This is a genomic window from Pseudonocardia thermophila, assembly GCF_900142365.1.
GTDB classification, from domain to species: domain Bacteria; phylum Actinomycetota; class Actinomycetes; order Mycobacteriales; family Pseudonocardiaceae; genus Pseudonocardia; species Pseudonocardia thermophila.
The window spans coordinates 105,056-128,829 of sequence record NZ_FRAP01000005.1 but is presented as its reverse complement, the minus strand read 5'-3'; the positions used below and the strand labels follow the sequence as shown (position 1 = coordinate 128,829).

Below are 23,774 nucleotides of genomic sequence, written 5' to 3'. Positions count from 1 at the left end.
GTCAGTCCACGGGTTCCAGGACGAAGACCGGGATCTTCCGATAGGTCTTCTTCTGGTACTCGGCGTAGTCCGGGTATGCGGCCACCGCCCGCTCCCACCACAGGTCGCGCTCGGCGCCCGACACCTCGCGCGCACGGTAGTCCTTGGTCACCGTGCCGTCCTGCAGCATCACGAGCGGTTCGTCACGCAGGCTCGAGTACCAGCCGGGGTGTTCGGGCGCCCCGCCCTTCGAGGCGACGGCGGCGTAGACGCCGTCGTGCTCCACGCGCATCAGCGGCAGCCGGCGCAGCTTGCCGCTCTTGCGTCCGCGGTAGGTGACCAGCACGATCGGCCGGTCCTTCACGTGCAGCCCCTCGGTGGTGCCGGTGGCCAGGATCTTCTCGATCTGCTCCTGCGCCCACGGGGCGTGCGTGCCCTGGTCGTACTCTCCGGTCAACGGCATGATCGCTACAACCGTGCGCGCGCGCCGGGTTGTTCCCGGGCTACCGTCGCGCGCATGGCTGAACGGGCGGTGGGCGAGACGCCGCCACGCGTGATGACGATCGCCGGCACCGACTCCGGCGGCGGGGCGGGCGTCGCGGCAGACCTGCGCGCCCTGGCGGCGTGCGGCGTGCACGGCTGCGTCGCGGTCACGGCGGTGACCGTGCAGAACTCAGTGGCCGTCACCGGCGTGCACGTGCTGCCGCCGGAGACCGTCGCCGCGCAGATCGAGGTCGTGGCCACCGACATCGGGCTGAACGCGGTCAAGACCGGCATGCTCGCCAGCGCGGGCATCATCACCGCGGTCGCCGAGGTGTGCGACCGGGTCGGGATCGGGGCGGAGCGCCGGACCCCGTTCGTCGTCGACCCGGTGGCGGCGTCGATGAGCGGGGAGCAGCTGCTCGCCGACGACGCGCTCGACGCGTTCCGCACCCTGCTGTTCCCGCGCGCCACCGTGCTCACCCCGAACCTGCCCGAAGTCCGCCTGCTCACCGGGATCGACGTGCACGACCGCGATGCCCAGTACGCCGCGGCGAAGGCGCTGCACGCGATGGGCCCGCGGTGGGTGCTGGTCAAGGGCGGGCACCTCGAGGAGGACGTCGACGAGTGCGTCGACCTGCTCTTCGACGGCACCACGTTCACCGAGTTCCCCGGGCCGCGGATCGTCACCGGCAACACCCACGGCGGCGGCGACACCATGGCCTCGGCGATCGCCGCTGGTCTGGCCCGCGGGCTGCCCGTCCCCGAGGCCGTGGGCGCCGCCAAGCGGTTCGTCACGGAGTCGGTGCGCCGTTCGTACGACCTCGGGCGCGGCCACGGCCCGGTGTCCCCGCTGTGGGCGGTGCGCCGATGGTGGGGCGGGGACGGCGCGATCTGATCGGCGGGATTACGCTCCGGGTTGATGAGCATCTTGGGTACCCGCGTGCAGCGGGTCGAGGACCCGCTGTTCCTGACGCGCGGAGCGGTGTACACCGACGACCTCGTCGACGAACGGCTGGCCGGAGCACTGCACCTGACCCTCGTCCGGTCCCCGGTCGCGCACGCGCGGATCACGTCGATCGACGTGTCCGCCGCACGCGAGGCACCGGGCGTGGTGGCCGTCGTGACCGGCGCCGAGATCGGTCTCGAACCCGTCGTCCTGCAGGGCGGTGCGCCGAAGGAGACCGCGCGCCCGTTCCTGGCCACCGACAAGGTGCGCTTCGTCGGTGAGCCGGTGGTCGCCGTGCTCACCGAGGAGCTGTACCAGGGCCAGGACGCCGCCGACCTCGTGGAGATCGACTACGACCCGCTGCCCGCGGTCGTCGATCCCGAGGAGGCGCTGAAGGGCGAGGTCCTGCTGTTCGAGGACCTGGGCACCAACGTCGTCGGCGGATTCGGTCTCGACAAGGAGTTCGACGAGCACCTGTTCGACGACTGCGAGGTCGTGGTCACGCAGAAGCTGGTGAACCAGCGCGTGGCCGCGGCGCCGCTGGAGACCCGGGCCGCGGCGGCCGTGTGGGGCGACGACGGGCGGGTCACCCTCTGGGCGTCCACGCAGAACGCGCAGAGCGCGCGCGACGCGGTGGCCGGCTGGCTCGGCGTCGAGCGCGACGTCGTCCACCTGATCACCCCGGACGTCGGCGGCGGCTTCGGCGCCAAGATCGGCGCCGACCCGGAGTTCGCGCTGGTCGCGCAGCTGGCCAGGATCACCGGCCGCGCCGTGCGGTGGAGCGAGACCCGGTCGGAGAACATGACCGGGATGCTGCAGGGCCGCGCGCAGATCCAGACGATCACGATCGGCGGCAACCGCAACGGCGACGTCCTGGCGTACCGGCTCGACGTCCTCGCCGACGCCGGTGCGTACCCGCGCCTGGGGATGTTCCTGCCGTACTTCACCCGGCAGATGGCGCCCGGCGTCTACGACATCCCGAAGGTCGAGTCGCGCGCCCGCACGGTCGTCACCACGACGACGTCGATCGGCGCCTACCGCGGCGCCGGCCGGCCGGAGGCGACGGCGGCGATCGAGCGGGCCATGGACCTGTTCGCCGCCGAGATCGGCATGGACCCGGCCGAGGTGCGCAAGCGCAACGTCATCGCGCCGGACAAGTTCCCGTTCACGACCAAGGGCGGCGCCACCTACGACTCCGGCGAGTACGCGAAGGCGATCGACAAGGCGCTGGAGGCCGCCGACTACGCCGGGCTGCGCGCCGAGCAGGCCCGGCGGCGCGAGCGCGGCGACACCGTCGCGCTGGGCATCGGCGTCTCCGCCTACGTGGAGATCACCGGCGGGGGCGCGTTCGCCGAGAACGCCTCGATCGAGGTGCACCCCGACGGCACGGTCACGGTCCTGACCGGCACGTCGCCGCACGGGCAGGGGCACGCCACCGCGTGGGCCATGCTGGCGAGCGAGCACCTCGGCGTCCCCGTCGAGAAGATCACCGTCAAGCACGGCGACACCGACCTGATCCCGCGCGGTGCCGGCACCATGGGCTCGCGCAGCCTGCAGACCGGTGGCGTCGCCGTCTACCAGGCCGCCGGGGAGCTCGTCGAGCTGGCCAAGCAGCGCGCCGCCGAGGTGCTGGAGGCCTCCGTCGAGGACCTGGAGGTGGCCGAAGGGGCGGTCAACGTCCGCGGCACCACCACGTCGATCACCCTGGCGGCGCTGGCGGAGAAGGAACCGCTGAAGGTGCAGACCAAGTTCGACAGCGGGGCGCCGACGTTCCCGTTCGGCGCGCACGTCGCCGTCGTCGAGGTCGACCTGGAGACCGGGCGCGCGGTCGTCGACCGGATCGTCACCGTCGACGACGCCGGGCCCGTGCTGAACCCGCTGCTCGCCGACGGCCAGCGGCACGGCGGCATCGCCCAGGGCATCGCGCAGGCGCTGCTGGAGGAGGTGCGCTACGACGACGAGGGCAACCCGATCACAGCCACGTTCGCCGACTACGCCTTCCCGTCGGCGGCCGAGCTGCCCAGCTTCACCCTCGTCGACATGGCGACCCCCACGCCGCTGAACCCGCTGGGCGTCAAGGGGATCGGTGAGGCCGGCACGATCGGCGCCACGCCCGCGGTGCAGAGCGCGGTGATCGACGCGCTCTCCCACCTCGGGATCCGACACATCGACATGCCGCTCGCGCCGCTGCGCGTGTGGGAGGCCATCCAGGCCGCGAAGGGGGACGCGTGAAGGTCGCGATCACGGTCAACGGGCAGGAGACGACGGCCGACGTCGAACCGCGGCTGCTGCTCGTCCACTACCTGCGCGACGTGCTGGGGCTGAAGGCCACCAACATCGGCTGCGACACCACGTCCTGCGGGGCGTGCACGGTGCTGCTCGACGGCGAGTCGGTGAAGTCGTGCACCGTGCTCGCCGCCCAGGCCGACGGATCCTCGGTGACCACGCTGGAGGGGCTGTCGTCCGGGCCGGACGACCTGCACCCGGTCGCGGCGGCGTTCCGCGCCGAGCACGGGCTGCAGTGCGGGTTCTGCACCCCCGGCATGGTCATGGCCGCCGTCGGACTGCTGTCGGAGAACCCCAAGCCCACCGAGCGCGAGGTGCGGGACGGGCTGGAGGGCAACCTCTGCCGCTGCACCGGCTACCACAACATCGTCCGGGCGGTGATCGCCGCGAGCGGGCAGGACCCCGACGAGGTCACCGGCACGTCACTGCGGCCGGGCGTCGAGCGGTCCCCGGCGGGCGGCGTCGCGGCGGCTCCCGGCTTCTCCACGGGAGGCGCGGAATGATCCCCGTCGGCTTCGAGTACGTGCGCGCGACCAGCGTCGACGAGGCGATCTCGCTGCTCGTCGAGCACGGGGAGGAGGCCACGCTCCTCGCCGGGGGCCACTCCCTGCTGCCGGTGATGAAGCTGCGGCTCGCCGCACCCGAGGTGCTGATCGACATCGGGCGGCTGTCCGAGCTGTCCTACATCCGCGTCGAGGGTGACGAGATCGCGATCGGCGCGGGCACCAAGCACCGGGCGCTCGAGGCGTCGGAGCTCTTGGCGAAGGAGTGCCCGCTGCTGCCGGCCGCCGCGCACACCGTCGGCGACCCGCAGGTGCGCCACCGCGGCACCATCGGCGGCTCGCTCGCCCACGGCGACCCGGCGTCCGACCTCCCGGCCGCCGTGCTCGCGCTCGGCGGGACGATCGTGCTGCGCTCGCCGCGGGGTCAGCGGACGGTGCCGATCACCGGGTTCTACACGGGCGTCTTCTCGACCGTCCGCGATCCCGACGAGGTGATCGTCGAGGTCCGGGTGCCGCGCACCGGCGGCGCCGGGTGGGCGTACGAGAAATTCGTGCGGCGCGCCAACGACTGGGCGATCGTCGCCGTCGCCGTCGTGGACGGGCGGATCGGGCTGGCCAACATGGGCCCCACGCCGCTGCGGGCCTCGGCCGCCGAGGCGGCGCTGGCCGACGGGGCGTCGATCGAGGAGGCGGCGGCGCTGGCGGACCAGGCGACCGACCCGGTCTCCGACGTCCCCGCCACGGCCGAGTACCGCCGGCACCTCGCCCGGGTGCTCACGAAGCGGGCCCTGACGACGGCGGCAGGTGCCGCGGGCTGAGCTCGCGCGCCGGTAGTCGCGGATCTCCGGGACGGCGAGTCCAGCAGGTCGTCCGGCGAGTTCGCCGTTCGGTGCGGCGAGTTGCCCCGACCGGCCCGGCGAGTTGCCCCGGGCTGGTCGGTGAGTTCGCCGGACCAGGTCGGGCGAGGCGGGCCGTCCTGGAAAGCCCGATTCGCCGTGGGGAATCCGCGGCTCGCCGGCCTGGAACCCGCGACTCGCCGCCTCGAGCGGGGCCACTCGCCGCCCTGGTCTGGACAACGCGCCGGGTTGCTCGGGGCAACTCGCGCGCTCGGTCGGGGCAACTCGCGCGGGGTCAGACCGTGTCCGTCCAGAGCAGCACCGCCGCCACCACCCCGGCGACGACGATGAGGATCCGCAGCAGGGTGGCGGGCATGCGCCGGGCCACCCGCGCCCCGACGTAACCGCCCCCGATCGAGCCGACGGCGAGGAGGGCGGCGGCGAGCCAGTCGACCTCGGCCACCGCGAGGAAGATCAGGCCGGCGACCGCGTTGGCGGCCAGCACCGAGGTCGTGCGGATCGCCGAGACGATGCGGAACGCGACGTCGAGGCCCAGCGCCAGCGTCGCGACCATGAGCACGCCCGCCCCGGCGCCGAAGTACCCGCCGTACACACCCGTGAGGAACACGAACACGGTCGTCGTGGGGGTCAAGGTCGTCCGCTGCCCGCCCCCCCGACGCTCGGCGAGCCACCGCGACAGCCGCGGCTGCACCCCCACCAGGACGCAGGTGCCGAGGATCAACCAGGGCACGATCGCGACGAACACCGACTCCGGCAGCGCGAGCAGCAGCGCGGCCCCGACCGCTCCCGCGATCCCGGTCAGGATGACGATCCGCCGGGTCAGCGCCGGTTCCTCGCGCAGTTCCTCCCGGTAGCCGACCACCCCGCCGACGCCGCCCAGGATCAGCCCGAGCGTGTTCGACACGTTCGCGACGACGGGCGGGATCCCGACCGCGAGCAGCACCGGGAAGCTCAGCAGCGAGGCGATCCCGACGCTGGAGGTCAGGATGCCGGCGCCGAACCCGGCGAGCACGACGGCGAGTTGCTCCAGTGCGGTCAGGGCCCCTCCTCGGTCGGTCACCCACTGCACCACACCGCCGCGCCCGACGGGCTGTGAGATCGATCAGCCCCGCGAGGAACCGCCGCACGACCGGCGTGATCAACGGCCATCGCGGCACCTGCTGGTGCACGTGATCGGGCAGGACCGCGAGCTGCGAGTCCGGGATCAGCTCGGGCACCTCGAGGCGTGCTGCGGGACGACGTCGCGGTCGCCGAACACGAGCAGCGCGGGCGTCGTGATCGCGCGCAGCTGATCGGCGGTCCAGCCGGGCACGGGGAACAGCGCCCGCTGGACCTTGCGGGAGGTCTCCTCGAACCGGTCCGGGGTCGGCGACGCCGAGGCTGAAGCCGACCACGTCCACCTGCGCCGACCCGAGGAGCACACCGACGACGTCCGAGCCGAGATCGGCGATGGTGAACTCGTCGCGATCGACGTCCGCGGTGCCGCTGTGCCCCTGCAGCTCGATCCCGATGACACGGCGGTCCTCGGCCAGCGCGGCGAGCACGGGCCCGAACGTCAAGCTCGATCGTCAGCAGCCCGCCGCGCAGCAGCACCAGCGGCTCACCGGTGCCGCGTTCCACGCAGGACGTCGAGGCCGTTCCCGGGTGCGTAGCTCATGACGGTGCCGACCTCCGCGGAGCCGCACGCTCATCGGTCCGGTGCGAGCCCCGCGTCCTGCGCCACGATCGCCGCCTGCACCCGCGACCGCAGCCCGAGCTTCGCCAGCACCCGGGAGACGTGCGTCTTCGTCGTGGCCTCGGTGATCACCAGCTCGGCGGCGATCTCGGCGTTGGACATCCCGCGGCCCAGGCAGGCGAGCACGTCGCGCTCGCGCGGGGTCAACTCGCTCAATCCGGCGGGCAGCTCGGGCCGGCGCACCGGCTGCTGCGCCACCCGCGCGATCACGCGGCGGGTCACCTCGGGCGCGAGCACCCCGTCCCCGCGCGCGACCGCCCGCACCGCATCGAGCAGCGCCGGTGCGTCGACGGACTTCAGCAGGAACCCGGCCGCGCCCGCCGCGAGCGCGCCGTCGACGTAGTCGTCGAGATCGAACGTCGTCAACACCAGCACGTCGCAGTCGCCCGCGGCGACGACGCGGCGGGTCGCCTCGATGCCGTCGATGCCGGGCATGCGGATGTCCATGAGCACGACGTCGGGTTTGTGCTCCGCGGCCAGCGCGACCGCGGACAGCCCGTCGCCCGCCTGCGCGACGACCTCGATGTCCGGGGCCGCGTCGAGGATCATCGCCAGACCCGCCCGGATGGCGGCCTGGTCATCGGCGACGAGGACTCGGATCGTCACGACCGGCTCCCCACCTTCGTCGCGACCGGCAGCTCGGCCCGCAGCCGCCAGCGATCGCCCTCGGGACCCGCCTCGACGGTCCCGCCGACGGCGGCGGCGCGTTCGCGCAGCCCGAGCAGCCCGGTGCCGGTGCCCCCACCCGGCGGGGCGTCCGCGACCAGCGGGTTCGCCACCTCGACGACGAGCCCGCCCTCGGTCCGCGCCAGCGTGACGGACACGGCGCTGCCAGGGGCGTGCTTGGCCGCGTTGGTCAGCGCCTCCTGCACGATCCGGTACGCGGCGAGATCGACCGCAGCCGGCAGCTCACCACCGTCCCGCCGGTCCTCGACGGTGACGGTGAGCCCGGTCGACCGTGCCGTCGCGAGGAGGTCGTCGAGCCGGTCCAGCCCGGCCGGGGCGGTGCGCGGATCGGCGTCGCCGGAGCCGTCGGCGCGCAGCAGCCCGATCATCGCGCGCATCTCCGTCAGCGCGGCGACGCTCTCCTCACGCACGGACGTCAGCACCTTCCGCAGGATCGGGGGATCGGGATCGGGCACGGACAGCACCGCCTCGGACTGGATCGCGATCGCCGACAGCTTCCCGGCGATGACGTCGTGCAGGTCCCGCGCCATGCGGGCGCGCTCCGCCCCGACGGCTGCCGCCCGGTCCAGCTCGGCGAGCCGCCGCGCCTGCTCGGCGCGCTCCCGCTCGGCCTCGGCGGTCTCGGCGTGCCGGCGCACCTCGAGCGCCCAGAACACCGGCACCGCCAGGAGCAGCACCAGGTTGAGGAACGTGACCAGCGCGGCCCTGCCCCCGGCGTTGACCAGGCTGACCAGCGACGTCACCCCCGCCACCGCAGCGGCCAGGCCGGCCACCGTCCACGACGCCCGCGGGGAGCCCAGCCGCACCGCGTGGTACAGCGCGTCGCAGAAGCACAGCAGCACGCCGAGCGGAGTGTGCCCGGTACCGAGGATCCCGACCGCCAGTGCCCCGACGGTCACGGCGAGCCCGAGCATCGGATGCCGTCGCCGCAGCACCACGCCCGCGGCCGCGGCGACGATCGTGGCCGCCGTGCCGACGGGCGGTAGATCCGTCGTGTCGGGCCGCCACTTCACCGCGACCTCCGGCGCCGCCCACCACAGCAGCAGCCCGAGCACGGCGAACGCGGCGCCGCGCAGCAGCTCGTCGAGCCACGGCCGGCCCGTCAGCCCACTGGTGCGCACGCGGCCATTGCAGCACGCCGGACCGACCGGCGCGTCGATCGAAGGTCGTACGCGGTCAGTCGACCAGGACTTCCTTCTCCAGCTCCGCGAGGCTGTCCTCGAGGTGCCCGAGCAGCCGCTGCAGGCGCGGCACGCTGCGCCGGCACCCGACGAGCCCGAACTCCATCGAGCCCGCGTAGCTGGTGACGGTGATGTTGAGCGCTTGGTTCTCGAACGGGATCGACACCGGGTAGGTGCCGAGCAGCTCGGCACCGTTCCAGTACAGCCGCTCCCGCGGGCCGGGCACGTTCGAGATGAACAGGTTGAACGTCGGTGCGACGAGGTGGTTCGAGCCGGGCGTCATGTTCACCAGCAGCGGCACGATCGCCTGGGTCGCGGCGAGCATCTGCACCTGGACGGGGGAGAGCCCGGCGAGCTGTTCCTTGGTCTCGGTCATCGTCCGGTTGATCGACACCAGCCGGGCGACCGGATCGGTGAGGTCCGACGCGAGCGGGCAGAGCACCATCCCGATGGAGTTGCCGCCGCGGGTGCCGGTCCCCTCGGCGCGCACCGACACCGGCACCGCCGCGACGAGCGAGCGGTCCGGCAGTTGCTGGTGCTCGGCCAGGTAGCGGCGCAGCGCCCCGGAGCACATCGCGAGCACGACGTCGTTGATCGTGGCGCCGACGGCGTCGCCGACCGCGCGCAGCCGCTCGATCGGCCACGAGTCGGCGGCGAACCGGCGCCCACCGGTGATCGGCACGTTCAGCATGGTCCGCGGGGCCCGGAACGGCAGCCCGGCCGTGTCCTGCTGGATCGCCCGCCCGAACAGCGTGGCCGCCGCGCCGGCCACGCCGGCGACGTCGCGCGCCGTGTCCGGCAGCGCCTTCACCGCGGTGGCGAGCAGCTCGGCGACCCCCTTCGACCGGCCGCCGGTCGAGCGGCGCTCCGGCCGGTCCGCCCACACCGGCGGGATGCCGCGCACGTCCGGGTCCGGCGACATCATCTCGGCGAGCAGCGCCATCGCCGCCACGCCGTCGACGATCGCGTGGTGCACCTTCGTGTAGGTGGCGAACCGGTCGCCCTCCAGCCCGTCGATGAGGGTGAACTCCCACAGCGGCCGGTGCCGGTCGAGCAGCGTGCCGTGCAGCCGCGAGACCAGCTCGAGCAGCTGGCGCACCTTGCCCGGCCGGGGCAGCGCGGACAGCCGCACGTGGTACTCGAGATCGATGTCGCGGTCGTCGGTCCACCACAGCTGCCCGGCGATGCTCACCGGGTCGGCCGGGCGGCGGCGCAGCAGCGGCCGCACGTCGGTGTGGGTGAGCAGCTCGCGGAACAGCTCGCCCACGTAGTCGGGGCCCGCCCCGGGCGGTTTGCGGAACAGCTGCAGCCCGCCCACGTGCAGCGGGTGCTCCCGCGACTCACCGATGAGGAACATCGAGTCGGCCGGCAGCATCAGGGGCATGGAGGTCCTCCTCGACAGCGGATCGTCAGCTTAGGACCGGGGCCGCTCACCTGCCGATGCGCTGACCTGCATGCGGGTCCTCATGCGCGACGCGCTTCACGCGCCGCTCGATGTGCACCGCCGCCACGGTCAGGCCGAGCGCGACGAGGTGGTCCTGTCCTGGGTCGGCGGCGAGGCCCGCACCTGACCGGCACCGCTCGAATCCGGGTGGCCGGACCTCTCTAGGCTGGTCACATGAGTTCGCGCGTGCTGACCGCGGTGGCGTGGCCCTACGCCAACGGACCGAGGCACATCGGCCACGTCTCCGGCTTCGGTGTGCCCTCCGACGTCTTCTCCCGGTACCGCCGAATGATCGGGGACCAGGTGCTGATGGTCAGCGGCACCGACGAGCACGGCACGCCGATCCAGGTCCAGGCCGAGGCCGAGGGGCTCACGGCGCGTGAGCTCGCGGACAAGTACAACCGCGTGATCGTCGAGGACCTCCAGGGCCTCGGGCTGAACTACGACCTGTTCACCCGCACCACGACCTCGAACCACTACGAGGTCACGCAGCAGATGTTCCTCGCGCTGCACAAGAACGGGTACGTGGTGCCGCGCACCCAGATGGGCGCGATCAGCCCGTCGACCGGCCGCACGCTGCCCGACCGCTACATCGAGGGCACCTGCCCGATCTGCGACTACCCGCAGGCGCGCGGGGACCAGTGCGACAACTGCGGCAACCAGCTCGATCCGGCCGACCTGATCAACCCGAAGTCGCGGATCAACGGGGAGACGCCGAAGTTCGTCGAGACCGAGCACTTCTTCCTCGACCTGCCGGCGTTCGCCGAGTCGCTCGGCGCGTGGCTGCAGACGCGCACCGATTGGCGCCCGAACGTGCTCAAGTTCGCCGCCAACCTGGTCGAAGACCTCAAGCCGCGGGCGATCACCCGCGACCTCGACTGGGGCGTGCCGGTCCCGCTCGACGGATGGCGCGATCAGCCGATGAAGCGGCTCTACGTGTGGTTCGACGCGGTGATCGGCTACCTGTCGGCGTCGGTGGAGTGGGCCCGCCGCGGGCCGGACCCGGACGCGTGGAAGCAGTGGTGGTGCGATCCGGACGCCCAGAGCTTCTACTTCATGGGCAAGGACAACATCGTCTTCCACTCGGTGATCTGGCCCGCCCTGCTGCTCGGGCAGAACGGTCAGGGCGACCACGGCGGCGAGCCGGGGGCGTTCGGCACGCTCAACCTGCCCAGCGAGATCGTGTCGTCGGAGTACCTGACGATGAGCGGCTCGAAGTTCTCCACCAGCCGCGGCACCGTCATCTACGTCGGCGACTTCCTGCGCGAGTTCGGTCCGGACGCGCTGCGCTACTTCATCGCGGTGGCCGGCCCGGAGAACCAGGACACCGACTTCACCTGGGAGGAGTTCGTCCGCCGGACGAACTTCGAGCTCGCCAACGAGTGGGGCAACCTGGTCAACCGGGCGATCTCGATGGCGCACAAGAACGTCGGCGCGATCCCGAAGCCGACCGCGCCGACCGAGGCCGACGTCGCCCTCCTGGAGACGTCGAAGGCCGCGTTCACGACGGTCGGCGATCTGCTCGCCCGCAGCCGGTTCAAGCAGGCCGTCACCGAGGCGATGCGGGTCGTGACCTCGGCGAACCGGTACCTGTCCGAGCAGGAGCCGTGGAAGCGCAAGGACGACCCCGACCGCCGCGACACGATCCTGCACACCGCCCTGCAGGTCGTGCAGGACGCGAACACGCTGCTCACCCCGTTCCTACCGCACGCGGCGCAGAAGGTGCACGAGGCGTTGGGCGGCACCGGGGTCTGGGCGGCGCAGCCGGAGATCAAGGAGGTCGACGACCTCGGCGACGGCCCGGCCTACCCGGTGCTGACCGGGGACTACTCGGCCGAGGCCGCGCGCTGGGAGTCCACCCCGATCGAGGTCGGCAGGCCGCTGCGGAAGCCGACCCCGATCATCGCGAAGCTGCAGCCGGAGCTGGCGGAGACGGGCCCGGAGTGGGCCCCGATCCAGCGGTGAGCCACGGCCGCGGCGCCCCGCCTCCGCCACCCGAGCCGCTGACCGCTCCGACGATCGACGCGCACACCCACCTCGACGCCACCGGCGCCACCGACGCCGAGGGGGTGCGTGCGGCGATGGACCGCGCGGCCGCGGTGGGGATCGTCGGTGCGGTCACCGTGGCCGACGATCTCCCCTCGGCCCGCTGGGTGGTGCAGGCGGCCCACTGGGACGAGCGGGTGGTCGCGGCGGTCGCGCTGCATCCGACCCGCACTGCCGGGATCGGCGAGGCCGAGCACGAGGAGATCGCGCGGCTGGCGGCTGATCCGCGGGTCGTCGCGATCGGCGAGACCGGTCTGGACTACTACTGGGACTACGCGCCGCCCGCCGATCAGCAGGACTCGTTCCGCCGGCACATCGCGCTGGCGAAGCGGCTCGGCAAGCCGCTCATGATCCACGACCGGGACGCGCACGACGACGTCCTGCGCATCCTGGACGAGGAGGGCGCCCCGGAGACGGTGGTCTTCCACTGCTTCTCCGGCGACGCCGCCATGGCTCGCACCTGCGTCGACGCCGGTTACGTGCTGTCGTTCGCCGGTCCGGTGACCTTCCGCAACGCCGAGGCGCTGCAGGAGGCTGCGGTGCTGGTGCCCGACGACCAGCTGCTCGTCGAGACCGACGCCCCGTTCCTCACCCCGCATCCGCACCGCGGCAAGGGCAACGAGCCCTACTGCCTGCCGTGGACGGTCCGGGCGCTCGCCGAGCTGCGCGGAACCACCGAAGAGCGCATCGCGGATGCCGTCAACCGAACAGCCCAGAGGGTCTTCGGCTTCTCGGCGCAGAGCGTCACGGACGTATGAATCAGTGGCGCGTTCGGCCCAGCGGATGGGCCGTTCGGCGACAACGGTGTGTCGCCACGCGGTCACGACGGTCACTTCCCGTTACTGTTCCGTGATCACCAGCCGGGGTGGGGAGCGCTCCCCGACGACCGCTCCTCCCCGCCCCGGGCCCGACGAGGTCAGGACCGACGCGTGGTCGACATCTCCGCGCGCGCCCGGCGACACGAGGCGCGCATGAGGCTCGCGCTCGCCTCCGAGCTCCCCGTTGCCTCCGCTCCGCTGTTCACCCCCGAGGCGGACACCGACCGCACCGCCGCGCTGCCCGTGCTGCCCGGCGGCGACCTGTTCGCCCCGTCCGGCCACACCGGCCTGCACCGCGCCTGGGACGCCCGGCTGCCCGAGATCGACGCGGGCGTGCGGGGCGCCGAGTTCTTCGCCCCCTCGGGCCAGACGGTCGCCGTGTCGGTCGCGGCGGTGACGACCGGGCTGCCCGTGCTCGATCCGCCGGGCGTCGACCCGGCCGCCCAGACCGGTGAGCTCCCGCTCGTCGAGCCCATTCCGGCGGCCGAGGAGCCCTCGACCGGCCGCATCGCCGTCGTCGAGCCGCTCACCGCGCCGTTCGCCCCGCCGCTCGAGGTGGTGCCGGAACCCGCTCCGGCGCCGACCGGACGCCGCCGGCGGATCGAGGTCGAGGCGCCCGCCCCGGCCGGTCGGCTGCGGTTCGCGGTCGCGGCCGTCGTCCTGGCCCTCATCGGCGGCAGCGCGGCTGCGATCGCGGCCGACAAGACGATCACCGTGACCATCGACGGCGTCGATCGCGTCGTGCACACCTACGGCTCGGACGTCGCCGCCGCGCTCACCGCGGCCGGGTTGCGGGCCCGCCCGCAGGACAGGGTCGAGCCGGCCCTGCCGACCGAGCTCGACTCCGGTGACCACGTGATCGTCGATCGGGCCCGCCGGCTCGTCCTGCACGAGGGCGCGGGGCAGCGCGAGGTGTGGACCACCGCGCAGACCGTGGGGGAGGCGCTGTCCCGGCTGGGCATCGACGCCGAGCCGATCCAGATGTCGGTCTCCCCGGACGCGCAGGTGCCGCTCACCGGCCTCGAGGTGATCCTGCGCATCCCCCGCTCGGTCACGCTCGCCGACGGGAACGCGGCCCCGGCCAAGATCGTCACCGAGTCCGGCACCGTCGGTGCGCTGCTGGCCGAGCGCGGCATCGAACTCGGCCCGGACGACGTCGCGATCCCCGCCCCGGACGCCCCGCTCTACCCGGGCACGCCGGTGCAGATCGTCCGCAACGGCGTCGGCGAGATCGTCGAGGTGCAGCGGATCCCGCCGTCCGAGGAGGTCCGCGAGGACGACACGCTGCCGCGCGGGAAGAAGATCGTCGTCGAACCGGGCAGGTCGGGTGAGCGGACCGCGATCATGCGCGTGCGGGTGGAGAACGGGCGCGAGGTGCGCCGCGAGCAGATCCGCGCCGGCGCACTGACCCCGCCGAAGCCGCGGATCGTGCGCCTGGGGACCAACGACTCGATCAAGGCGCCGCCCGTCGAGGACGGCAGTGTGTGGGACCGGCTGGCGCAGTGCGAGTCGACCGGCAACTGGTCGATCAACACCGGCAACGGCTACTACGGCGGCCTGCAGTTCGACGCGCGCACCTGGCGGGCCTACGGGGGTACCGAGTTCGCCCCGCTGCCGCACCAGGCCAGCCGCGAGGAGCAGATCGCGGTGGCGACGAAGGTCCGCGACAGCCGCGGCGGCTACGGCGCCTGGCCGGCCTGCTCGCGCAAGCTGGGCCTGCCCCGCTGACGCGGCCCGCCGGGCCACCCTGCAGGCTTGTCGCGTGACGTCGCAGCTGCTGGGCCCCGCCGAGGTGCGCGGGATCGCCGCCGAGCTGGGGTTGCGGCCGACGAAGAAGCTCGGCCAGAACTTCGTGCACGATCCCAACACGGTGCGCCGCATCGTGTGGGCGGCTCGGCTGGAGCCGGACGACGTCGTCCTGGAGGTGGGGCCGGGCCTGGGCTCGCTCACCCTCGCGCTGCTGCCCGCGGCGGCCGCGGTGCACGCGGTGGAGATCGACCCGGCGCTGGCCGAACGGCTGCCGCGCACGGTGGCCGAGCGCGCACCGGAGCTGGCCGACCGGCTCCTCGTGACCGCGGCCGACGCGCTGCGCCTGCGTGCCGCGGACCTGACCGCGCCCGCCCCGACGGTGTTGGTGGCGAACCTGCCGTACAACGTGGCGGTCCCGGTGGTGCTGCACCTGCTCGCGGAGCTGCCGGGGCTGCGCCGCGGCCTGGTCATGGTGCAGGTCGAGGTGGCCGAGCGGCTGGCTGCCCGGCCCGGCAGCCGCACGTACGGGGCGCCGAGCGCGAAGCTGGCCTGGTTCGCGGATGCTCGCCGCGCCGGGCCGGTGCCGCGCGCGGTGTTCTGGCCGGTGCCGGGTGTGGACTCCGGGCTGTTGGCGTTCGAGCGGCGGGAGCCGCCGCCGGGGCCGTCCCGCGAGGAGGTGTTCGCGGTGGTCGACGCAGCGTTCATGCACCGGCGCAAGGCGCTGCGCGGGGCGTTGGCCGACTGGGCCGGTTCACCGGCCGCGGCCGAGGAGATCCTGCGGGCAGCCGGCGTGCCGCCGACCGAGCGGGCAGAGCGGCTCGACATCGCGGCGTTCGCCCGGATCGCCGCCGCTCGCCGCTGACCTGCGGGGGTGTGGGTGGTCTCACCTTGCGGTACTGACCTGTCAAGAGCGTAATATCCCGCGCGGAACAATCGGCGTGGAACAGCTGAGGCCCGTGGTGCTCACCCCCCTTGCGACGAGCGTGCTCGCCCTGCTCTGCGAGCGGCCGATGCATCCCTACGAGATGTACCGGCTGATGATCAAGCGGCACGAGGACCGGGTCGTGAAGCTCAAGCCCGGCTCGCTGTACCACACGATGGACCGGCTGCACGCCGCCGGATTCGTCGTGGCCACGGGCACCGAGCGCGAGGGGGCGCGCCCCGAGCGCACCACCTACGCGATCACGTCCGCCGGCCGCGAGGCGCTGGGCGAGTGGGTGCGCACGGCGCTCGCCGAGCCCGTGAACGAGTACCCCCGCCTGCCCGTCGCCCTCGCCGAGGCGCACCACCTGCCGCGCGCCGAGGTGATCGAGCTGCTGCGCACCCGGATCGCCCGGGTCGAGGCGGGGCTGATCGAGGACGAGGCGATCGCCGGCGGAGCGCGCGCGTGCGGCGTGCCCGAGGTCTACGTGCTGGACATGGACTTCCGGATCGAGACGACCCGAGCCGAGCTGGGCTGGCTGCGCCGCCTGGTGTCCCGGCTGGAGAACGAGGAGCTGACATGGCCGAACGAGCGGTGACCGCCGCGCCGAGGAGTCCGTGGCCGGCGCTGTGGGCGCTGGTCATCGGCTTCTTCATGATTCTCGTCGACGTGACGATCGTGTCGATCGCGACGCCGTCGATCATGACCGAGCTCAACGCCGACGTGCCGTCGGTGGTGTGGGTGAGCAGCGCGTACCTGCTGACGTACGCGGTCCCGCTGCTGATCACCGGCCGGATGGGCGACCGGTTCGGGCCCCGCCGGGTCTACCTGGTCGGCTTGGCGATCTTCACGCTCGCCTCGCTGTGGTGTGGGCTCACGGCCTCGATCGAGGGTCTGATCGCCGCGCGGGCGGTGCAGGGCGTCGGTGCGGCGCTGATGACCCCGCAGACCATGGCCGTGATCAACCGGACCTTCCCGCAGGAGTCGCGCGGCGCCGCGATGGGGCTGTGGGGCGCCACCGCCGGCGTGGCCACCCTCGTCGGGCCGCTGCTGGGCGGCGTGCTCGTCGACGGCCTGGGTTGGGAGTGGATCTTCTTCGTGAACGTGCCGGTCGGCGTCGTCGGGATGATCGCCGCCTGGCGGCTGGTCCCGGAGCTGGAGACGCACGTCCGCAAGTTCGACTGGATCGGCGTCGGCCTCTCCGCCGTCGGCATGTTCCTGCTGGTCTTCGCCATCCAGGAGGGGCAGTCGTACGACTGGAACGGCGTGATCTGGACGATGATCGCCGCCGGCGTGGTGGTCATGTCCGTCTTCGTGCTCTGGCAGCGCCGCACTCCCGAGCCGCTGGTCTCGCTGGACCTGTTCCGCGACCGCAACTTCAGCCTCGCCAACGCGGCGATCACGACCGTCGGGTTCTCGGTCACCGCATCCGCTTTCCCGCTGACCTTCTACGCCCAGGGCGTGCTGGGCCTCAGCCCCACCGGCGCGGCACTGCTCACCGCGCCCATGGCGATCCTGTCGGGCCTGATCGCGCAGCCCGTCGGGAGGCTCATCGACCGGGTGCATCCGCGCTGGATCGCCGGGTTCGGCATGCTCGCGATGCCAGCGGGGATGTTCTGGCTGGCCGCGGTCATGCGGGCGGACACCCCGATCTGGGCCGTGATCCTGCCGACGCTGCTGCTCGGCATCGGAAACGCGTTCGTGTGGGGGCCGCTGGCCACCACCGCCACCCGCAACCTGCCGCCGCAGTACGCCGGCGCCGGTGCCGGTGTGTACAACACCACACGCCAGATCGGCTCGACGCTGGGCAGCGCGGCGATCGCCGTGCTCATCGCGGCTCAGCTCGCCGCCAACCTGCCCGGCTCCTCCGGCGGCGGCGCGCCTGCGGAGGCGATGGGGGTCACGCACCTGCCGGAGTTCCTGCACGAAGGCTTCGCCACGGCCATGTCGCACTCGATCCTGCTGCCCGCGGCGGTGCAGCTGCTCGGGTTCGTCGCCGTGGTGGCGTTCCGCCTGCCGATCGCGCTGGCGGCCCGGAAGGCCACGCGGACCCCGGACGCGGCGGTCGGGTAGGGCTGGGTCGTTCGCCGGACGTCCCGGGCCGACGTCGTAGTGTTGACGGGTGCTCTCCGCCGTGCCGCCACCGGTCACCGTGCGGGTCCCAGCGAAGATCAACCTGCATCTCGCCGTCGGCCCGCTGCGCGACGACGGCTTCCACGACCTCGTCACGGTGTTCCACGCCGTGTCGCTGTTCGACGAGGTGACGGTCGCGGTGAGCGACGCCCCCGGCATCGAGGTGTACGGGGAGGGCGTCTCCGAGGTGCCGGCCGACGAGACGAACCTCGCGTGGCGGGCCGTGCAGGTGCTGGCCGAGCGCGCCGACCGCGACCCCGACGTGCGGATGGTGCTGCGCAAAGGCATCCCGGTCGCCGGCGGGATGGCGGGCGGCAGCGCCGATGCGGCCGGGGCGCTGCTGGCGCTGTCCACCCTGTGGAAGCTGGACCTGCACCGCGACGAGCTGGCTGAGCTGGCCGCCGAGCTGGGCAGCGACGTCACGTTCGCGCTCTACGGCGGCACCGCGCTGGGCACCGGCCGGGGTGAGCGGATCGTGCCGGTGCTGTCCCGGCACACCCAGCACTGGGTGATCGCGCTGCACCGCGGCGGCCTGTCCACCCCCGCCGTGTACGCGGAGCTGGATCGGCTGCGCGGCTCCAACCCGCCGGTGGAGCGGCCCGTCGAGCCGGTGCTGGAGGCGATCGCCGGGGGCGATCCGCGCCAGCTCGCGCTGTCGCTGGGCAACGACCTGCAGGCCGCAGCGGTGTCGATGATGCCCGATCTGCGGCGAACCCTGCGGGCCGGCGTCGACGCGGGCGCGCTGGCCGGGGTCGTCTCCGGATCCGGCCCCACCTGCGCGTTCCTGTGCGCCTCAGCCGAGGCGGCGGTCGACGTGGCCGCCGAGCTGGCCGGGGTCGGCGTGTGCCGCACGGTGCGCGTCGCGCACGGCCCGGTGCCCGGCGCCCGCATCGTGGAACAGCACGAGCCGCCCACCCCGCCCCCGACGAGCTGGCCCCCGGTGCGTGCGTGATGGCGCCGAAGGGACAGAACCTGGTCAACCTGGAGGCCGTCACCGCCCACGTGCCCGGTGACGCCTCCCGGGTACTGCTCGACGGCGTCTCGCTGGGCATCGACCGCGGCGACCGGATCGGCGTCGTCGGACTCAACGGCGGCGGCAAGACCACCCTGCTCGACATCATCACCGGCGTCCGCGAGCCCGACGGCGGCCGCGTCAGCCGGGTCGGCGGCCTGCACATGACCCACCTCAAGCAGGCCGATGCGCTTCCGGCCGGGGCCACCGTGGGCGACGTCGTGCTCGCCGACTGGCGCGGCGCGGCCACCCACGAGTGGGCGGCCGACCCGAAGGTCCGCGACGTCCTGGCCGGGCTGGGCATCGTCGACCTCGACCGGCCCGTGGAGGGCCTCTCCGGCGGCGAGAAGCGTCGGGTGGCGCTGGCCGCGGCGCTGGTCGGCGATCCTGACCTCGTGGTGCTCGACGAGCCCACCAACCACCTCGACGTCGAGGGCATCAGCTGGCTCGCCCGCCACCTGCTGGCCCGCCGCTGCGCGGTCGTCGTGGTCACCCACGACCGGTGGTTCCTCGACGTCGTCTGCTCCCGCACCTGGGAGGTCGCCGACGGGCGGGTGGAGACCTACCTCGGCGGCTACGCCGACTGGATCTTCGCCAGGGCCGAGCGCGCCCGCCAGGCCGACGCGGCCGAGCAGCGCCGGCGCAACCTGGCCCGCAAGGAGCTGGCGTGGCTGCGCCGCGGGCCGCCCGCCCGCACGTCGAAACCGCGGTACCGGATCGAGGCGGCCGAGGCGCTCATCGCCGACGTGCCGCCGCCGCGCAACACCGTCGAGCTGCTCGGGTTCGCCGCCAACCGGCTCGGGAAGACCGTGCTGGAGCTGGAGGACGCCACCGTCCGCATCGGCGACCGGGTGCTGCTCGACCGCGTCACGTGGCGGCTCGGTCCGGGAGACCGGATCGGCGTCGTCGGCGTCAACGGCTCGGGCAAGACCACGCTGCTGCGCACGCTGGCGGGGGAGCGGCCGCTCGACGGTGGCCGACTCATCCGCGGCAAGACGGTGCAGCTCGCCCAGCTGACCCAGGAGCTCGTCGACCTGCCCCGGGACCTGCGGGTGCTGGAGGCCACCGAGCAGGTGGCCAAGTACGTGCGCATCGGGAAGCAGGAGCTCACGGCGTCGTCGGTGCTGGAGCGGCTGGGCTTCCCGGCGGCGCGGCAGTGGACCCCGATCGGCGAGCTGTCCGGCGGCGAGAAGCGGCGGCTGCAGCTGACCCGGCTGATGATGGCCGAGCCCAACGTGCTGCTGCTCGACGAGCCGACGAACGATCTCGACGTCGACACGCTGGCCCGTCTGGAGGACCTGCTCGACGGCTGGCCCGGCACGCTCGTCGTCGTCAGCCACGACCGGTACCTCACCGAGCGGGTCTGCGACTCGGTGGTCGCGCTGCTGGGCGACGGGAAGATCACCCACCTGCCCGGCGGCATCGACGAGTACCTGCAGCTGCGCGAGGGTGAGAAGGGCGGTCCCGCCGGGCTGGCCGGAGCCCCGGCACCGGCCGCGAAGGAGGCGCCGCGCCGCACGTCCAGCGCCGCCGAGCAGCGCGCCGCCCGCAAGGAGGCGGCCCGGCTGGAGCGGCGGATGGAGGCGCTGGCCGCGAAGGAGGCGGAGCTGCACGAGCAGCTCGCCGCGGCCGCCACCGACCCCGAGCGGCTGCTGGAGCTCGACGCGCAGCTCAAGCAGGTCGTCGCCGAGCGCGAGGACGTCGAGCAGCGCTGGCTGGAGGCCGCCGAGATCGCCGAGGGGTGACCCAGTGGACGGCGGGCCCGCCGACGAGGGGTGGACCGGCGATCCACCCATCGGTTGACCCGCCCGCAGGGCCGCCATCCCTAGCGTCGGGGCATGACCGCGACCGCCTCCGACCGGGCCATCGCCGAGGACCACCCCGCCTTCGCCCGCGGCCCGGTGCTCGCCGTCGCCGCGGCCGTCGGCCTGCTGCTCACCGCCGTGAGCGGCCGCTACGGCTACTTCGGCGACGAGCTGTACTTCGTCGCCGCCGGGCACCACCTCGCCTGGGGCTACGCCGACCAGCCCCCGCTCGTGCCGCTGCTGGCGCTCGTCGCCGACACCGTCGCGCCCGGCTCGGTCGCCGTGCTGCGCATCCCCGCCACCCTGGCAACCACGGCCGTCGTCGTGCTGGCGGCGCTGCTGGCCCGCGAGCTCGGCGGCGGCCGGCGCGCTCAGCTCGTCGCCGCCGGGGCCGTCGCAGTCTCGCCGACGTTCCTCGGCACCGGGCACCTGCTCGCCACCTCCACCCTCGATCCACTGGTGTGGACGGCCGTCACGCTGCTGCTGGTGCGCTGGGTGCGAACCCGCGACGACCGGCTCCTGCTGGCCGCCGGCGCCGTGACCGCGATCGGCCTGCAGATCAAGTTCCTGCTCGTCGCGTTCTGGGCGGTCGCGCTCGTCGCCGTGCTGATCTGCGGGCCGCGGGAGATGCTGCGCCGCCCGGCGCTCTGGGGCGGTGGCGCGTTCGCCGTCCTCGTCACGCTGCCGACGCTCGCGTGGCAGGCGCAGAACGGCTGGCCGCAGCTGGCGTTCACCCGGACCGTCGCCGCCGAGAGCGAATACGCGGGCGGCGCGCTCGGCTTCCTGCCGGTGGCGGTGGGCCTCGGCGGCCTGCTGATCGGCACCGTGCTGACCGTCCACGGCGAGGTGGCGCTGCTGCGCGCCCCGGCGCTGCGCTGGCTCGGCGTGACCGTCCTCGGCGTCACCGCGCTCTTCCTCGTCACCGGCGGGCGGCCGTACTACGTCGCCGGACTGCTCCCGCTGGTCTGGGCGATGTCCGCGAGCCGCATCGAGACCCACCGCCCGGCCGTCTGGTGGCGCTGGATCCCCACCTGGCCGACGTACGTCGCCTCGGCGCTGTTCGTGCTCGGGGTGCTCAACGTCGTGCCCGTCGCCCCGGCCGAGACCCATTCCGACCAGCCGCTGGTGATCGGCCACTTCCAGCGCGACGAGATCGGCTGGCCCGACTACGTCGCCGACGTCCGCGCCGCTCACGCCGCGCTCCTGCCCGACACCGCCCGCACCGCCGTCGTCGTCACCGACGACTACTGGACCTACGCGGCGCTGCAGCACTACGCGCCCGACCTGCCCAGCTACTCGTACTCGCGCGGCGCGGCGTACCTCGGGACGCCGCCCGAGGACTCCGGCGCCGTCCTGCTGGTCGGGGATCCCCGGCCGCTCGCGCCGGCGTTCGGCAGCGTCACCCGGATCGGGACGCTGGACAACGAGCTGCGCGTCAACAACCTCACCCGCGGGACGCCGATCTTCCTGCTGCAGGGCCGCACGGTTGCGTGGGACCTGCTGTGGGACCGGGTCCGGGACCTCTGACCGATCAGGATCGGACTTTCGACCGATCCCCGCGCCGCCCGCGATCACTAACGTGGGTTCTGCGGATGAGGGTCGGGGGACCCGAGGGGTACGCCGCACTGGGGAACCGAAGAGGCCCGCCACCTAGGTCGACGGATAGGTGGCGGGCCCTCTTGATCGCGCCCGGCTCCTTCGTCGCCGGATCGCGGGCTCGCGGCCCGTGAGTCGTGCGAGTCTCGCGGTTCGGCCGGCGGTGTCGTCCGGTCGTGCGAGTCCTGCGTGCTTCGGGTCAGCCCTCGGCGAGGCCCTGCAGGAGCAGCGCCTCGGCCAGGACCGCGCGCTCGAACATCCCCAGGTGCAGACTCTCGTCGATCCCGTGCCAGCGGCTCGCCGGGTCGCCCACGCCCGTGACGAGCACGGCCGCGCCGGGGAACGCGCGGGCGAACTCGGCGATGAACGGGATCGAGCCGCCGATCCCGTGCTCGACGACGTCGTGGTCGTACGCGGCGGCGAAGGCCGAGCGGGCCACGTCGAACGGATGGCCGACCGTCGCGATGGAGAACGGCTCGGCGACGCCGCCACCCGGGGTCACCTTCACGTGCGCGCCCCACGGCGCGTTCGCCTCGAGGTGGCGGGTGAGGGCGAGTTGGGCCTTCGCCGTGTCGTCACCGGGGGCGAGCCGCAGGCTGACGAACGCGCGCGCCCGGGGGATCAGCACGTTCGACGCCTCGGCGACGCGCGGGGCGTCGATCCCCAGCACCGCGACGGCGGGTTTGTGCACCAGCCGGCCCTGGATCGTGCCGTCGCCGAGCAGCTTCACGCCGTCGAGGACGGCCGCGTCGGAGCGCAGCTGCTCCTCCTGCATGTCGGGGACGTCCGCGGGGGCCTCGCCGCGCACCAGCCCCTCGATCGCGACCTCACCGGACTCGTCGTGCAGCGTGGCGAGCAGGCGGCAGAGCGCGGTGAGGGCGTCGCCGAGCGGGCCGCCGAACACCCCGGAGTGCGCCGGGCGCTCCAGCATCGACACCTCGACGACGACGTCGACCAGACCGCGCAGGTGGGTGGTGAGCGCGGGGACGTCGACCGAGGGGTTCGACGAGTCGGCGATCACGATCACGTCGGAGGCGAGCGCCTCGCGGTGCTGGTGCAGCAGCGCGGTGAGGGTGGGGGAGCCGGACTCCTCCTCGCCCTCCACGAACAGGGTGACCCCCACCGGGGGGCGTCCCTCGAACGCGCGCAGCGCGGCGATGTGGGTCATCACGCCGGCCTTGTCGTCGGCGGCGCCGCGCCCGTAGAGCCGGCCGTTGCGCTCGGTCGGCTCGAACGGTGGGCTGGTCCACAGCTCGTCGCCGCCGGTGGGCTGCACGTCGTGGTGCGCGTACAGCAGCACGGTCGGCGCACCGTCGGGCGCGGGCCAGTGGGCGACGACCGCTGGGGCGCCGCCCTCGGCCGAGACCACGGACACATCGGCGGCCCCCGCGCCGCGGGCGAGCTCGGCGACCGCCTCGGCGCTGCGGCGGGTGTCCTCGGCGTGGGCCGGATCGGCCCAGATGCTGGGGATGCGCACCAGCAGTTCCAGGTCGGCGCGCGCTCCCGGGATCGTGGCGGACACGGCGGAGCGCAGGTCACGGGACACGCCGCCGGATGCTACTCGCGGCCCTGCGCCGCCGTAGGCTCGCCTT

Annotated in this window: 19 protein-coding genes; 13 read left to right on the top strand and 6 right to left on the bottom strand. The window is 73.6% G+C overall.

What is annotated here, in order from left to right:
• Position 1 precedes the first annotated feature (1 nt).
• A complete protein-coding gene (locus BUE41_RS08410; protein WP_073456438.1) occupies positions 2-442 on the bottom strand; it encodes a nitroreductase family deazaflavin-dependent oxidoreductase in 441 nt (146 codons plus the stop codon).
• 54 nt (positions 443-496) lie between these two features.
• On the opposite strand from BUE41_RS08410, the gene thiD reads away from it, so the two are divergent.
• The 4 genes from thiD to BUE41_RS08390 are packed head-to-tail and all read left to right on the top strand — an operon-like array spanning position 497 to position 5,015.
• Positions 497-1,357 carry a bifunctional hydroxymethylpyrimidine kinase/phosphomethylpyrimidine kinase gene (thiD, locus tag BUE41_RS08405; protein ID WP_073456437.1) on the top strand — a complete coding sequence of 287 codons (861 nt, stop codon included), beginning with the start codon at positions 497-499 and terminating at the stop codon, positions 1,355-1,357.
• Positions 1,358-1,381: 24 nt separating this feature from the next.
• Entirely contained in the window at positions 1,382-3,640 is a 2,259-nt protein-coding gene (locus tag BUE41_RS08400; RefSeq protein ID WP_073456436.1) for a xanthine dehydrogenase family protein molybdopterin-binding subunit, read from the top strand.
• Positions 3,637-4,197 (top strand): (2Fe-2S)-binding protein, encoded by a 561-nt coding sequence (locus tag BUE41_RS08395; RefSeq protein WP_073456435.1) that lies wholly within the window; start codon positions 3,637-3,639, stop codon positions 4,195-4,197. Before BUE41_RS08400 ends, BUE41_RS08395 begins: the two co-directional genes overlap by 4 nt.
• Complete coding sequence (locus tag BUE41_RS08390; protein ID WP_073456434.1) at positions 4,194-5,015, top strand: FAD binding domain-containing protein; 822 nt, start codon at positions 4,194-4,196, stop codon at positions 5,013-5,015. Before BUE41_RS08395 ends, BUE41_RS08390 begins: the two co-directional genes overlap by 4 nt.
• A 313-nt stretch (positions 5,016-5,328) precedes the next feature.
• Here BUE41_RS08390 and BUE41_RS08385 read toward each other — a convergent pair whose 3' ends face one another.
• The 4 genes from BUE41_RS08385 to BUE41_RS08365 all read right to left on the bottom strand — a co-directional run bounded on the left by BUE41_RS08385 (position 5,329) and on the right by BUE41_RS08365 (position 10,041).
• Positions 5,329-6,114, bottom strand: coding sequence for a sulfite exporter TauE/SafE family protein (locus BUE41_RS08385; protein WP_200803815.1), 786 nt, complete (start codon positions 6,112-6,114; stop codon positions 5,329-5,331).
• Between the two features lie 627 nt (positions 6,115-6,741).
• Positions 6,742-7,395, bottom strand: coding sequence for a response regulator transcription factor (locus BUE41_RS08375; protein WP_073456432.1), 654 nt, complete (start codon positions 7,393-7,395; stop codon positions 6,742-6,744).
• The gene (locus BUE41_RS08370; RefSeq protein WP_073456431.1) at positions 7,392-8,597 is read right to left on the bottom strand and encodes a sensor histidine kinase; all 1,206 of its coding nucleotides are present in this window, start codon (positions 8,595-8,597) and stop codon (positions 7,392-7,394) included. The genes BUE41_RS08375 and BUE41_RS08370 overlap by 4 nt, the downstream gene beginning before the upstream one ends.
• A gap of 55 nt (positions 8,598-8,652) precedes the next feature.
• Entirely contained in the window at positions 8,653-10,041 is a 1,389-nt protein-coding gene (locus tag BUE41_RS08365) for a WS/DGAT/MGAT family O-acyltransferase (protein ID WP_084754593.1), read from the bottom strand.
• A 234-nt stretch (positions 10,042-10,275) separates the two neighbouring features.
• Here BUE41_RS08365 and metG point away from each other — a divergent pair, with 234 nt between their 5' ends.
• From metG to BUE41_RS08320, 9 genes are all read left to right on the top strand, one after another.
• Positions 10,276-12,066 (top strand): methionine--tRNA ligase, encoded by a 1,791-nt coding sequence (metG, locus tag BUE41_RS08360; RefSeq protein WP_073456429.1) that lies wholly within the window; start codon positions 10,276-10,278, stop codon positions 12,064-12,066.
• Complete coding sequence (locus BUE41_RS08355; RefSeq protein WP_143172042.1) at positions 12,063-12,905, top strand: TatD family hydrolase; 843 nt, start codon at positions 12,063-12,065, stop codon at positions 12,903-12,905. Before metG ends, BUE41_RS08355 begins: the two co-directional genes overlap by 4 nt.
• A gap of 213 nt (positions 12,906-13,118) precedes the next feature.
• Complete coding sequence (locus BUE41_RS08350) at positions 13,119-14,693, top strand: transglycosylase family protein (protein WP_143172041.1); 1,575 nt, start codon at positions 13,119-13,121, stop codon at positions 14,691-14,693.
• A 34-nt stretch (positions 14,694-14,727) separates the two neighbouring features.
• Positions 14,728-15,576, top strand: a complete 849-nt coding sequence (rsmA, locus tag BUE41_RS08345) for a 16S rRNA (adenine(1518)-N(6)/adenine(1519)-N(6))-dimethyltransferase RsmA (RefSeq protein ID WP_073456426.1) — start codon at positions 14,728-14,730, stop codon at positions 15,574-15,576.
• Positions 15,577-15,670: 94 nt separating this feature from the next.
• Positions 15,671-16,234 (top strand): PadR family transcriptional regulator, encoded by a 564-nt coding sequence (locus tag BUE41_RS08340; protein WP_234997071.1) that lies wholly within the window; start codon positions 15,671-15,673, stop codon positions 16,232-16,234.
• Entirely contained in the window at positions 16,216-17,709 is a 1,494-nt protein-coding gene (locus BUE41_RS08335; protein ID WP_073456425.1) for a DHA2 family efflux MFS transporter permease subunit, read from the top strand. The genes BUE41_RS08340 and BUE41_RS08335 overlap by 19 nt, the downstream gene beginning before the upstream one ends.
• 49 nt (positions 17,710-17,758) lie before the next feature.
• Complete coding sequence (locus BUE41_RS08330; protein ID WP_073456424.1) at positions 17,759-18,721, top strand: 4-(cytidine 5'-diphospho)-2-C-methyl-D-erythritol kinase; 963 nt, start codon at positions 17,759-17,761, stop codon at positions 18,719-18,721.
• Positions 18,721-20,526, top strand: a complete 1,806-nt coding sequence (locus tag BUE41_RS08325; protein ID WP_073456423.1) for an ABC-F family ATP-binding cassette domain-containing protein — start codon at positions 18,721-18,723, stop codon at positions 20,524-20,526. Before BUE41_RS08330 ends, BUE41_RS08325 begins: the two co-directional genes overlap by 1 nt.
• 93 nt (positions 20,527-20,619) lie before the next feature.
• The gene (locus tag BUE41_RS08320; RefSeq protein WP_073456422.1) at positions 20,620-22,113 is read left to right on the top strand and encodes a glycosyltransferase family 39 protein; all 1,494 of its coding nucleotides are present in this window, start codon (positions 20,620-20,622) and stop codon (positions 22,111-22,113) included.
• Positions 22,114-22,381: 268 nt separating this feature from the next.
• Here BUE41_RS08320 and BUE41_RS08315 read toward each other — a convergent pair whose 3' ends face one another.
• Positions 22,382-23,728: a dipeptidase gene (locus BUE41_RS08315; protein WP_073456421.1), complete on the bottom strand. Its 1,347-nt coding sequence runs from the start codon at positions 23,726-23,728 to the stop codon at positions 22,382-22,384.
• Between the last annotated feature and the right edge of the window lie 46 nt (positions 23,729-23,774).